Origin of the sequence: Candidatus Pristimantibacillus lignocellulolyticus, assembly GCA_023639215.1 — a bacterium.
GTDB lineage: Bacteria > Bacillota > Bacilli > Paenibacillales > Paenibacillaceae > Pristimantibacillus > Pristimantibacillus lignocellulolyticus.
On the sequence record CP097899.1, the window covers coordinates 1,134,956 to 1,148,814 of the forward strand.

The following is a 13,859-nucleotide window of genomic DNA, read 5'->3' on the forward strand; positions in this document are numbered from 1 at the left end:
CAATAGATTAATCTACTGCCTCTTCGCGGTCATTCAATTTCCAATATAGGTTTAAAACATTTGCTCGTTAGCACCATGAAGATACCATGAAGCTAGTGAAGTGAGTATCGCAACGTACGTTATTGGTACGTGAGAAAGCGAACGATGAATGGCAGCTTCGCAGCTGATTTTACTACAGAGTCAATCATCGTGATCACTAGTGAATGTTTGGTTCTACCTCGATTACATACGTTCAGGAGCTGAAACTCCTACTAATGTTAATACGTTAACTAATGCAATCTTCACTGATTTCACTAATGCAAGACGTGCTAGTGTCAACTCACGGTTCTCGGTAATTACTTTTTCAGCACGGTAGTAGCTATGGAATTGAGCTGCTAACTCGTAGACATAACGAATAAGACGATGAGGTGCATGTTGTGTTGCAGCCTCGCTTATTTCTTGCGGCAATTCACCTAATTTACGAAGCAAGTCAAATTCATGCTCAGACGTCAATGTATCGAATTGCAATTCAGATAGTGCTGGAACCTCGATCCCTTGTTCAATCGCTTGACGGAATACACTACAAATACGAGCATGTGCATATTGAACATAGAACACCGGATTTTCATTGGACGTTGAAACCGCTAAGTCCATATCAAAATCAAGATGTGAATCCATGCTACGCATTGTAAAGTTATAACGGATAGCATCTACGCCTACTTCTTCCATAAGATCCTGCATCGTTACCGCTTTACCTGTACGTTTAGACATTTTTACTTTTTCGCCATTTTGGAATAGACTAACCATTTGTGCGATTAGAACTGTTAATTTCTTAGAATCATGGCCAAGTGCATCCATCGCAGCTTTCATACGAGGAATATAACCATGATGATCTGCTCCCCAAATATTAATCATACGATCGTATCCACGTCCGTATTTATCCAGATGATATGCGATATCTGGTGTCAGATAAGTGTATGAACCATCATTTTTTATAAGTACACGGTTTTTATCATCACCAAGTGGCATTGTTGCTAACCACGTAGCTCCATCTTCTTCATATACATGTCCTGATGCTTTCAACTTATCAAGTGCTGCAATAACTTTTCCTTCTTCATAGAGTGAAGTTTCACTATACCAAATATCGAAGTTAACACGGAAACGTTCAAGATCACGTTTTATTTTAGCTAATTCTCGTTCTAAACCATAACTACGATAGAAATCATATTTTTCTTTACCTTCTAATTGCAGTAAAGAATCACCTTTATCTGCTACGAGTTGTTTGGCAAAGCCTACAATATCTTCACCATGATATCCATCGTCCGGCATCGCAATTTCTTGTCCTAGCTGTTGTAAATAGCGAGCTTCAATAGATAAAGCAAGGTTCTCAATTTGTTTACCTGCATCATTGATATAATATTCACGGGTTACATCATAACCTGCAAAGTCAAGTATGTTACATAACGCATCACCAACTGCTGCACCTCTAGCATGACCTAGATGCAAATTACCTGTTGGGTTTGCACTTACAAATTCAACTTCAATAGACTGACCTTTACCAATTTCTACTCGACCATAGTTTTCTTGACCTTCAAGCACTTGAGTAACTACTTCGTATAAATAACGATTGTCCATGCGGAAGTTAATAAAACCAGGCCCTGCGATTTCAGCAGATTCAATAGATGCTGATTTCATATCTAAATGTTCAATAATTGCTTCAGCAATCGCTCTTGGATTTTTCTTTGCAATTTTTGTTAGTTGCATCGCTGCATTTGTTGCAAGATCGCCATGCGTCTTATCTTTCGGTACTTCTAACACGAAAATCGGCAATTGTTCACGCTCGACTAATCCTGCAGCAATAACTGCATTAGCAATTGCTTCTCTCAATGTTTCATACATTGTTTCTAATACATAATTTTTCATTAACTTAACCCTCCTGAATGATCAAACGGTTTGAAAATTGTCCTGTTAATTGTTCACCAACAAATAAGTCATACGTCCATTCAAGTGTGAATGGTAACTTGGTTGGTAATTCATCCATCATCACTTCATCATTATGAAGCAGAAGTAATTCACTTGTATGAGCATCAAGTTCAAACTTGACTACTTTGTTATCATAATAACCACTTCGCCTAATCCCTAGCGCATAGATCTGCTCAGAGTTAACTGCACCTTTGCGCGAATGAGAAAGCATCTGATGCTCGTAGCGCAACAAATTCCGAACTTCACCAAGTTCGGTCTGCTCTGCATAACGAATGTAGAAGGAGTTCTCCTTAATAAACCATTCACCAGAATAAGTTAGAGCTATACTTTCTCCGTCTTGTTTACTCTCTAGTGTAATCGTAACACCTTGTTTGTGATTCATATTTTAACTCCTATACCAACACATTATATCTTACTACTATATACAGTATGAGGTTGAAATTCAACGTGAAAACCGTACTTTCATAACGACGACAACAAAAAGACGCATCCTTCCCCAATATGGAGTCAGAATACGTCTTTCTCATAATTTCGAATTATTTGACAAGATCTTCAACAAATTTCGGAAGAACAAATGCTGCTTTGTGTAGACGAGATGTGTAATATTTAGTATCCAATTCAGGGATTTTTGTCTCGTCCACTTCTAGTGGATCATATTTTTTACTTCCCATCGTAAACGTCCAAAGACCACTTGGGTAAGTAGGAATGTTAGCTGCGTATACACGTACAATTGGGAATACTTCCTTCACATCACGGTTAACCATTTGAATAAGTTCTGCTTTGAACCAAGGGTTATCCGTTTGCGCAACGAAAATACCATCTTCTTTTAATGCATCATAAATCCCTTGATAGAAACCACGAGTGAATAGATTTGCTGCTGGGCCTACAGGCTCAGTAGAGTCAACCATAATAACATCATACGTATTTTTATGGTCATGAATATGCATAAATCCATCGTTAACTTGCACTTCAACACGAGGATTTTCCAGCTCACATGCAATTGTTGGCAAGTACTTTTTAGAGTACTCAATTACTTTTCCATCAATATCAACTAGCACTGCCTTTTTAACTTTTGGATGTTTCATAATTTCACGAATAACACCACCGTCACCGCCACCAACAACAAGTACATGCTCAGGGTTTGGGTGAGTGAACAGAATAGGATGCGCGACCATTTCATGATATACAAACTCGTCCTTAACTGTAGTCATAACCATACCATCAAGTACAAGCATCGTCCCAAACTCTTCAGTCTCGATCATATCAAGCGCTTGAAATTCAGTTTGTTCATCAACATAAGTTTTTGTGATTTTAGCAGTAATCCCAAAGTTCTCTGTCTGTTTCTCTGTATACCATAATTCCATGTCGAATACCTTCTTTCTATCAGTGGTCAAAAAGTAATTATAGTGTAACGCTACGAAAAATCAACACTGTTTCCAATATCTTCAGAAATAAATATTTTCATACATGTCATAACTTGTGAATATCCGCCAATGTATTCTTCCATACTACAAATATAACTAATTATTGTCATAATTTGAGGTGAATCGTTTTGCGGAAAAATAAAAATTGGCTGCGTCATAGATTGCGTAGAACATCATTCCCAGCTATCTCAGAACGATATTTATCGTTCATGCTAAAACTTAACAAATGGTTACGTCGTACGATTATCGTCTTAATGGTGATGATGATACTTATATTAGGTAGCTTATTTTATATGAAACAACAAGACTTACCCGTATCTAATATTAGTCAATCCTCTCAACTCGTTGATCGTAATGGTGTTTTAATAGATTATTTTCATACAGGTGTCAATCGTCGCGCCGTTTCACTAGATGAGATTTCTCCTTATGTTATTGACGCAACTCTTTCAATAGAAGATAAGCGTTTTTACTCCCACTTTGGATTTGATATAAAAGGTCTTGCTCGTGCCGTTATCGTCAATGTACAAACATTATCTGCCAAGCAAGGTGCAAGTACATTAACCCAACAGCTTGCTCGAAATTTATATCTCACACATGAGAAAACTTTTGAACGCAAAATTAAAGAAGCTCTTTACACGACACAACTAGAAATGAAATTTTCAAAAGATGAAATATTAGAAATGTACTTGAATCAAATTTACTATGGTCATGGAGCTTATGGCATCGAAGCTGCCGCACAGTATTATTTCAACAAGTCTGCAAAAGATCTTGACCTTGCTGAAAGTTCATTACTAGCAGGAATACCAAAAGGGCCAACTTACTATTCTCCCTACAATAATATGTTAAAAGCAAAAAATCGCCAAAACCTTATTTTACAAGCGATGGTCGATAATGACTATATCAATGAAGATGAAAAACTGGAAGCCTATGAGGAAATGCTCACTTTTGGCACTCAAGAAAATAGCAGTAGTAATAATGAAGCTTCTTACTTCAAAGATTATGTCATCCAATCAGCGGTACATAATCTTGGTATAGATGAACAGTTACTATATGAAGGCGGCGTTACGATCTATACGACGCTTGATATGAATATGCAGGAAATTGCGGAGCAAAAAGTGCAAGAAGGATTACTGAAAGATAGTGAGCAACAAGCTGCACTCATCGCTATTGACCCACGTAATGGACATATTAAAGCGATGGTCGGCGGCAAAAATTATAGCGACAATCAGTTTAACCGCACCACAGCGACCACTAGACAACCTGGATCCACTTTCAAACCTTTTGTATTTCTGACTGCACTACAACAACAGACTTTAACGGTTATGTCGACTTTCAAGAGCGAACCAACCGTATTCACATACGATGAAGGAAGAAAAACTTATGAACCACAAAACTATGCAGATAAATATGTGAATGATTTCATTGCAATGCGTCGTGCTATCGCTAGCTCCGATAATATTTACGCTGTCAATACATTAATGACAGTTGGAGCAGATGCAGTCGCAGAAACTGCACAAAACCTTGGTATTCATTCGGATTTAACGGCTGTTCCATCACTTGCTTTGGGGACATCGCCGGTTAGTCCATTAGAAATGGCAGCATCCTATGGTGTGTTCGCTAATCAAGGAATTTACAACAAACCAATAGCTATATTGAAAATAGTTAATAAGCAAGGTAAGACAATCTATGAAGCTGACTATACACCAACATCAGTCATTACACCTCCTGAGGCTTTTCTTGTCACTTCATTATTAGAAGGTGTTTTTCAAACTGGCGGAACAGCTCACCGTGTACAAAACTATATTCACCGTCCAATTGCCGGTAAAAGCGGAACTACAGCTGTTGATGCCTGGATGGTTGGTTATACACCGGAATTAAGTACTGCTGTTTGGGTAGGCTATGATAAGGATCGCTACTTAACCGTTGCCGAAGCATATCGAGCAGCTCCTATTTTTGCTCACTTCATGGAAGAGGCATTGCAAGGCATACCACCTAAAATGTTTCCGATTCCAGAGGACATTGTAACGGTATATATAGATGAAGATACGGGATTATTAGCATCCGAAGCATGTCCATCTGATCAGATTGAATATTTCCTTGCCGGAACTGAACCACAAACCTATTGCCAAGCTGAGTTAGATGTAACCGATAACGAAATACAACCAAAAGAACCGCCTAAAGTGGATATCGATGAACACCCAAGTTATCGCACATGGTGGAATCAACTGAAGAAATGGTGGGATGATTAATTAACTTGTGTCCAAAGTTTGATTAAAAAGTGAAAAAAGTTTGAACAAAGTGACAAATTTGTGTTATATTAAAGATAAGAAAACCCTTACATCATTCAAGTGTTTTCTTTCGATGTATTTTCATTATGAAATTACGATCAAGATAACAATGAAAATTTAAGGAGTGAATATGATGACTTCAAAAACTGTTAATATACAAGGTTTATCTCCTGCTCAACCTGATTCCAAAAAACTTGTGAAGATTATGACCTTTATTGCGTGGGTCATATTATCAGTCGGTGTGATTTTATGTCTTACCAACATTACACAATTTAACGATCGTAACTTTGGGTTAATGATCGGTATCGGATTTTTGATTGGTAGTGTTCACATTTATGTTATTGGAACAGCCATCGGCTTAGTACACTCCCGTGCCATGAATCAAGCTATGGCAGATATTGAAGAATCCTAATCGTCTCCTCATAACCTTTATTATTGGAAGCATACACATCTCCATGAGGAGATGTGTATGCTTCCTTTTTTGTGAATCGTTATAAAAAGTGATAAAACAGGAAAGGTTATGTCTAAGAAGTGAACGAGATATGTCGGATATAAGACGATTTATTTACGGATTAGTTAACCCTGCATTTTTATGTGTGATAATTTGTTATCTTAGACTTAAGTTCAATAACTCAAGGAGTGGAAACGTCATGAGACCTGTTTTTCGAAAGCTATCAGTACTGCTTATTGTTGCGATGATACTTGTCTTATCTGGCTGTAGTGATCAATATCTTGTTCTCGATCCAAAGGGACCTATTGCATCAGCTCAAAAAGATTTGATACTTATTTCCTCATTAATCTGTCTGATTATTGCTGTACCTGTAATCGCAATGACAGCTGTTATTGTGTGGCGATACAGAGAACGTCCTAACAGCAAAGCAAAATACAAACCTTATTGGGAACACAGCACTAAGTTAGAGGCTATTTGGTGGGGTATTCCGATTGTTGCCATCGCAATTCTTGCGGTAATTACAGTTGACTACACTCACAAACTAGAACCATCTGTCGCTATTGAATCAGAGCAGAAGCCAATTGAAATTCAAGTTACTTCACTTGATTGGAAATGGTTATTCACATACCCTGATGAAGAGATTGCAACTATCAACTATGTTAAATTCCCGGTTGATACTCCTGTAGTCTTCAAACTTACTTCTGATATGGCGATGAATTCCTTCTGGATTCCTAGTCTAGGGGGTCAACTTTATGCCATGAGCGGTATGGCTATGACCTTAAACTTACTTGCTGATGAAGAAGGTGTTTATTACGGTTCAGGAGCCAATTTTACTGGTAAAGACTTCGCACAAATGACATTTAATGCGGATGTTACTACTAAAGAAGAGTATGACCGTTGGGTTCAAGAAGTTAAAACAACGGAAGTTGCTTTAACTGATGCAGGAGTAGATGAGTTAAAAGAACCAGGTACTGCAGAGGTTGCACAATTCTCTAGCTTCCCTGAGAATCTATTCTACAATATTATGACTCAATACGTAGAAGAAGGCGAAACGGGTGCACACGCACATCATATGACTTCTGAAGCAAGTAAACCAGATGATCAAGCTGTCGATGAAGATAGTTCTGAACATCATAATCACTAACAAATTTCATCATACGAAAGGAGTTTACTCTCCATGTTAGAAACAATTAAAGAGTTTGCTTCCGAGTTTTTCGTTACTGGTGACCCACTGATTTTGGGTGCACAAGTATCAATCGGTCTAGCAATGGTTGCCATTGTATTTATCCTAACATTCTTCAAAAAATGGCGCTGGCTCTGGACAGAATGGTTAACTACTGTCGATCACAAAAAAATCGGGATTATGTATATCATCTGTGCTATTTTAATGCTATTCCGTGGTGGTGTTGATGCGTTATTAATGCGTGTTCAACTAGCTGCACCAGAATTAGAATTTTTAAATGCGGAACACTATAATGCCATATTTACAACACATGGTGTTATTATGATTCTATTTATGGCGATGCCATTAATGTTCGGTTTATTCAATATTATCGTTCCATTACAATTGGGAGCACGAGATGTCGCCTTCCCTTTCTTGAACTCATTCAGCTTCTGGATGTTCTTTGCAGGTGCAATGTTGTTCAACGTTTCATTCGTTATCGGTGGTTCACCAGACGCTGGTTGGTTATCATATCCACCACTGTCTGAAATAAGTGGTAGTCCGGGTGTAGGTCAAGACTTCTATATATGGGGTATTCAAATTTCAGGTATGGGTTCATTAGCAACAGGTATTAACTTCGTTGTAACCATTCTGAAAATGCGTGCTCCTGGTATGAAGTTAATGAAAATGCCAATGTTCTCTTGGTCTACTCTGGCATCTTCTATAACTATTATGTTCGCATTCCCTATCTTAACAGTTACATTATTCCTATTGTTCCTCGATCGTTATCTAGGTGCGCATTTCTTCACTGTTGATGGCGGCGGTAATCCGATGATGTATCTTAACTTGATTTGGATGTGGGGTCACCCTGAAGTATATATCGTTGTATTACCAGCATTCGGTATTTTCTCAGAGGTTGTTGCTGCTTTCTCCAAAAAGAGAATTTTCGGTTACAAATCCATGGTGTTTGCTCTAATGTCTATTAGCTTCTTCTCCTTCTTCACATGGGCCCATCACTTCTTTACAATGGGTTCTGGAGCGAATGTTAATGCATTCTTCGCAGTCACTACGATGATTATAGCTATACCAACCGGAGTTAAAGTGTTCAACTGGCTCTTCACGATGTATCGAGGCAAGTTGTCATTCCCTACTCCAATGATGTGGACGGTAGCGTTTATACCATGTTTCGTAATTGGTGGTATGACAGGGGTGCTTCTATCTGTTGCACCAGCTGACTTCCAGTTCCATAATAGTTACTTCTTAATAGCCCATTTCCACCAAGTATTAATTGGTGGTGTAGTATTCGGATACTTTGCAGGTCTGTATTACTGGTGGCCAAAAATGTTCGGTTTCAAATTGCATGAAGGTCTTGGTAAATGGGCATTCTGGTTATGGAATATCGGTTTCTACGTATGTTTCATGCCGCAATACGCACTTGGTTTAATGGGTATGACTCGTCGCTTTAACGAGTATAACTTCGACATGGGTTGGCAGCCGCTTAACGTTGTCTCCACAGTTGGTGGTTTTATCATGGGTCTAGCGTTCCTATTCCAAGTATGGCAAATTGCTCATAGTATTAGATTCTTGAAAAAAGATACAAGTGGCGACAACTGGGGTCAAGGCCGTACGCTTGAATGGTCTATTCCATCTCCTGCGCCGTTTTATAACTTTGCACGTATTCCACATGTTGTTGATCAAGATGACTGGTGGGAAAAGAAAGAACGTCATGCTAGAGGCGAAGCAGATCCTGCTGAAGTAATCGCTGCGGATACAGCACCTCTTGAACCAATTCATATGCCTAAAAACTCTGGTATTCCAATCATTATGTCTGGTTTCTGGTTCGTTGCTGGGTTCGGTTTTGTATGGGATTGGAAGTGGATGATTATTCTAGGCTTAGTCGGCGTTGTTGTTACGATGTTAGCTCGTTCATTCAACTATGACGATGATTACTACGTTTCTGTTGAAGAAATTGAACGTATCGAAGCCGCTGCATTAAAGGGGGCTAAATAATGGCACAAGCACATTCGCATGACCACGATCATGCCCATGGCCATCAAGATCCTGAACAATTGAAGCAATTTGGTTTCTGGTTGTTCATGGTTACCGATGTTATTCTGTTCTCTACACTATTCGCAACCTTCGTTGTCCTTCGTGGCAACATTGCTGGCGGTCCTTCGGGAGCAGATCTTATCGAAATTAATGGGATTATCGTTTCCACATTTATTTTGTTAACAAGTAGCTTTACAAGTGGTCTAGCACTACTTGCTATGAATAGAGGGAATAAGCAAGGACTTATTCTTTGGTTAGCTGTTTCAGCTTTACTTGGATTATCCTTTATCTATCTTGAAGTTTCAGAGTTCGTTCACCTAGTGCATGAAGGTGCTAATATCGGAACAAGTGCATATTGGTCTGCCTTCTTTACTTTAGTTGGTACTCACGGACTTCACGTTTCACTCGGTATTGTCTGGATCACTTCAGTCATTATTCAAATTGCTAGACGTGGTATTACTCCTGCTACTAAGCGACGTGTTAATATCATTAGCTTGTACTGGCATTTCTTGGACGTTATTTGGATCTTCGTATTCTCAATCGTCTACCTTATGGAGGTGATGTAGCATGGCATCTCATCAACAAAATGAGCACCAAGCTCATTCACATGGTTCAATGAAATCTTATGTTCTTGGTTTCATACTATCCATTGTGTTAACCATTATTCCTTTGGTTGCTGTATTGAATGATATGTTTAATAAGACGACAACAATCGTTATCGTACTTGTTACAGCTGTACTACAATTACTAGTTCAATTACTATTCTTCATGCATATTCGTGATGAAGATGGACCAAGATACAACCTTATCTCACTTGTCTTTGCTGTTGTAATTCTACTTACGATCGTTATAGGATCTATCTGGATTATGACTTACAATGCAGTAGCGGTATAAGTTATAGTTTTATAACAAACGCCCCTCTCAACCACTTTAGTGGAAGAGAGGGGCGTTTGTTGTTTATGCTGTATTCAGTATACTATCTTATATCATTGATGTAATAACAAAAAGAATCCACATGGAGTTTACTCACATGTGGCTTTAATGGTTATACTATCTACTTTACTCCAGTTTTATAGAAGTTCTTGTTTCAATATTAATCTCGTATTTTTCTAGTGGAATTCCAAGAGCTGCTGTCGTATGTAGAATATAAAGTGATGAATTATCCGTTGGTTCAAGCTTCACCCAATGATTAATCTTACTAACACTTAGTCCAACAATTTTGCGAGATTGAATCTCCGTCGCGATATACATTTCCTCTTGCGAGCCAACATCCTTAAGATAAAGTCGAGCATTACTATTTCTTTGAAATAAGTTAATTAAATCTACTCGATATTCATACTTCTGGTCTGCTGTCACCTTTAATGTGTCACTTTCTATCTTTTCGTTTGCCCAACCGTTGGTAATAACACTTTGAATCAGGGTGGCCGAGACTAGTACTGAAAATATAAGACCTATACTAAGCCCAGCATAATCTTCTTTACTTGTTGGTGTCCAGCCTTTAATCAGTAGTATAGAAAATAAAATAACTAACAATAAAACTAGAATACCTGGACCAACCAAGTAAACCGTTCCTATTATATCCATTCCACGTTGGAAATATGCCGTTGCACCTAAAAGAAACCAAGCAAATGATGAAACACCAAAAATAATTACCACTATTAGCGAAATTCGTAACAATACTGGCATATTATCCTCCTTAGGGTGCACTATAAGCAAGCCCAGACTAATTCGCCTGGGCTTGTTCTTTACGCTGTTCTTCCTTCTAAACATTAGTTCTCAACTCTATTAAATTCTAGTGACCGTATAGCCTTTTTCCTTAAGCTGAGTGATCAAACCATCCTTGCCCAGCATATGAAGATATCCAACTACGACGAAATATGATTCTTTCTTCTCGTTACCCAAGTAGCCTTCAATTTTCTCCAACATACCCGTATGGCGGTTTGTAAGTAGCTTTTCATACAATTCTGGACTTTCTTCCACACTAGCAACAAGCTCTTCCAGTCCAGCGTCATCTCCTTGAATCCATAAATTAGCCAAAGCATCCAATGATGTATCTGTCTCAGCAGTTGTTTCAGTTATACCAAAGATTCCATCTAGCACTTCATTTACTTGCTGTTCCTGAAGTTCCTTCGAATAACTATCAAAAATGTTCAACTGAGACTTATATGATTCTAGTTCCAAAATAGGCTTATTTGCCAATTGTGCCCTACTTAAATAGTACATATCAATGCCCAGCCCTCCTTGATAACCAGAGGATAGTGATACATAGTTAGCCATATCCAAATATATTGCCCACGGCTTAAATGTATCATATGAGTTAGTAGGCAGATCTAATTCTACAAGGAACGATTGCAGTCGTGCATATGTTTCTGCTGATACATGATCCTTTAGCGTTGTTCCGTCGGAGTATACTTGCATAGCTTGAATTTCTGCAGCGGTTTTCTCATCAGGTCCTTCCGCAATATTCACCTCAACGACTAGGTGGTCAGAGTTATCAAAGGCTTGTTCAATTTCATCACGAAGTGGATACATCTTCTCGTCTCCCATATGGATCGAGCCTAGAAGGTGTACTTCCACACCGTCTTTTTCTACTTTCCAAATGTAGCCCTTGCTATATTCTTTTGTTAATAGTATGGAACCAGTAGCACCCTGCCACTCAACATTAAAACCAATAGTTTCACTAATAAATCTTAGCGGTACATAGGTAGTGTTGTTATATACTTTAGGAGCTGCTGCTAGTTCTACTTCAATCCCGTTAATATAAGCTGTAAGATTTCCGATTTGTAACGCAACAGACAATCCATACTTTTCTGCTAATACAACTTCATTTTCCTTATCCCAAGATACATCATAACCGAGAGTTTCAAAAATCTTGCGTGCTGGTACAAGCGTCGTGCCCTTCTCAATAATCGGCCCATTTTCACCGAATTGAACCTTTTCTCCATTGAGCGAAACTGAGATTGCCTTATCGTTAGCAGTGCCAGCTGCCTGTGCCTGAGTGCCTGTTGTCAGTACAAATACCATAACTAATGCAACGAATAGTGAGATAATTTTCTTCATTTAACTTCTCCTTTTTTGATCATATTTTCAAATAAGTTCCACATCATTATAAGCTATATATACAAAATATGGTATAATATATTTGCAGGCCTACTCTTGCAATCTGTCATAATACAAGATAAACCATTAGCGAAACATACTTCATTAGTCTGTTATTTAAATGAAAAACTAAGAGTTTACCATTACACCATTAGTAACAAGTAACCATTTTTCTTTAAATATTTCGTACTCTAATTTGGAGTTTTCAAGTGCTATATGGGCCCTATCTCGTTGAAATTCAACTGTTTCAACTTCTTTACTTGTTACTTTACCTGCAAAAAATAATAACTGTATATCTTTCACCGATTGTTGAGATGCTTCATACTGAACTTCATTCCCATTGACTTGATTAATTAGTGCGTTTCCTTCTAGCACTAGCGCTTCAATATACTGACTTATTTGCAGTTTAATAATGGCTTTGGTTTCTGTTTGTGTCTCCGTTATTTTCTGATAGTATTTTAGTAATTCAGGATTGTTCCCATTTGCAGATTCAGCCATCTCTTTATTGAAAATAACCTCTTCTTCTACTAAACGTAGTTCAATCATTTTCGACATATCTATCTTTTTCTCGTCTGTTGGAATGAAAGAAGTATAACTACTTACGGGTTGAAGCTTAACTTGTTTCTTACGATCAATTCCAAGTTTAGTAGAAAACTTTCTTAGCTCCAGATCAAACATCTTTTGTTGATCTATTACTAAGTTAAGCTGCAAATTATATTCTCTTTGCAATCTATCAAGTTCGCCTTTTTCTATGAGACCAAGTGAATACAATACATTTGAATCTTTTAAATGAATCTCTAATTCTCTAGATATTGACTGTTGTTGCTCCAATTCATTTTGCATTTTTAACAGCTCATAATATTGATAGGTTGCCTGATACTTAACAAGTTCTAGCGTACTCTCTAATTGAATTCCCGCAATACTTTCTTCTTTTTCCGCCGTAATTCCAGCTTGCTTCAACGAAGCTACACTGTTCATATAGTCAGTGAACACAGTAGAATATTGTATTCCACCCACCAACTCTAAGACGGGATTTAATGATTGATTAATCATCATTTGAATTCCAATAATATAATCTAATTCCCTCTGTTCTTCTTCACTTAACTCATCATAGTTAGGAATAGATGCTATGATCTCCTCAAATGTATCTGGCAAACTAATTATTGCCGGACTATTAATACCTTTTCCTGCAAGATCAATTTGACTTTGTACATAGGCTAATTGTGCTTTTGTCGCATCAACCTTTAGTTGAGCAAGCTTAACATCAACAAAATTTTTAAGTGCAAGTTCAATCACTTTATGACGATTAAGCTCAATAACTTCTGTTGCACTTGATGCATTCGTATTATTAGCATGACTACAAATCAAAATAGAAATAATACATAGTATCGATATTATTTTTCGTATCATTATTACGAATACCT

At 37.8% G+C, this 13,859-nt stretch carries 12 protein-coding genes; 6 read left to right on the forward strand and 6 right to left on the reverse strand.

The features are described from left to right. Nucleotides 1–222 precede the first annotated feature (222 nt). The 3 genes from argS to speE form a co-directional block, all read right to left on the reverse strand. Nucleotides 223–1,902, reverse strand: coding sequence for an arginine--tRNA ligase (gene argS, locus NAG76_04645; protein URN95536.1), 1,680 nt, complete (start codon nt 1,900–1,902; stop codon nt 223–225). A 4-nt stretch (nt 1,903–1,906) separates the two neighbouring features. After that, entirely contained in the window at nt 1,907–2,344 is a 438-nt protein-coding gene (locus tag NAG76_04650; protein ID URN95537.1) for a DUF1934 domain-containing protein, read from the reverse strand. 154 nt (nt 2,345–2,498) lie between these two features. Then, nucleotides 2,499–3,326, reverse strand: a complete 828-nt coding sequence (gene speE, locus NAG76_04655) for a polyamine aminopropyltransferase (protein ID URN95538.1) — start codon at nt 3,324–3,326, stop codon at nt 2,499–2,501. A 188-nt stretch (nt 3,327–3,514) separates the two neighbouring features. Between speE and NAG76_04660 the strand changes: the two genes are divergently transcribed. The 6 genes from NAG76_04660 (at nt 3,515) to cyoD (ending at nt 10,230) form a co-directional block, all read left to right on the forward strand. Further along, the gene (locus tag NAG76_04660; protein ID URN95539.1) at nt 3,515–5,635 is read left to right on the forward strand and encodes a PBP1A family penicillin-binding protein; all 2,121 of its coding nucleotides are present in this window, start codon (nt 3,515–3,517) and stop codon (nt 5,633–5,635) included. Nucleotides 5,636–5,807: 172 nt separating this feature from the next. After that, nucleotides 5,808–6,086 carry a hypothetical protein gene (locus tag NAG76_04665; GenBank protein ID URN95540.1) on the forward strand — a complete coding sequence of 93 codons (279 nt, stop codon included), beginning with the start codon at nt 5,808–5,810 and terminating at the stop codon, nt 6,084–6,086. A gap of 238 nt (nt 6,087–6,324) precedes the next feature. Then, complete coding sequence (gene cyoA / locus NAG76_04670; GenBank protein URN95541.1) at nt 6,325–7,269, forward strand: ubiquinol oxidase subunit II; 945 nt, start codon at nt 6,325–6,327, stop codon at nt 7,267–7,269. Between the two features lie 33 nt (nt 7,270–7,302). Next, complete coding sequence (locus NAG76_04675) at nt 7,303–9,297, forward strand: cbb3-type cytochrome c oxidase subunit I (GenBank protein URN95542.1); 1,995 nt, start codon at nt 7,303–7,305, stop codon at nt 9,295–9,297. Continuing rightward, the gene (gene cyoC, locus NAG76_04680) at nt 9,297–9,902 is read left to right on the forward strand and encodes a cytochrome o ubiquinol oxidase subunit III (GenBank protein ID URN95543.1); all 606 of its coding nucleotides are present in this window, start codon (nt 9,297–9,299) and stop codon (nt 9,900–9,902) included. The genes NAG76_04675 and cyoC overlap by 1 nt, the downstream gene beginning before the upstream one ends. A gap of 1 nt (nt 9,903) precedes the next feature. Further along, complete coding sequence (cyoD, locus tag NAG76_04685) at nt 9,904–10,230, forward strand: cytochrome o ubiquinol oxidase subunit IV (protein URN95544.1); 327 nt, start codon at nt 9,904–9,906, stop codon at nt 10,228–10,230. 165 nt (nt 10,231–10,395) lie between these two features. Here cyoD and NAG76_04690 read toward each other — a convergent pair whose 3' ends face one another. The 3 genes from NAG76_04690 to NAG76_04700 form a co-directional block, all read right to left on the reverse strand. Then, nucleotides 10,396–11,022 (reverse strand): hypothetical protein, encoded by a 627-nt coding sequence (locus NAG76_04690; GenBank protein ID URN95545.1) that lies wholly within the window; start codon nt 11,020–11,022, stop codon nt 10,396–10,398. Between the two features lie 99 nt (nt 11,023–11,121). Continuing rightward, on the reverse strand, nt 11,122–12,396 hold the full coding sequence (locus NAG76_04695; protein URN95546.1) for a TraB/GumN family protein: 1,275 nt from the start codon (nt 12,394–12,396) through the stop codon (nt 11,122–11,124). A gap of 168 nt (nt 12,397–12,564) precedes the next feature. Then, nucleotides 12,565–13,845, reverse strand: a complete 1,281-nt coding sequence (locus NAG76_04700; protein URN95547.1) for a hypothetical protein — start codon at nt 13,843–13,845, stop codon at nt 12,565–12,567. Nucleotides 13,846–13,859 lie beyond the last annotated feature (14 nt).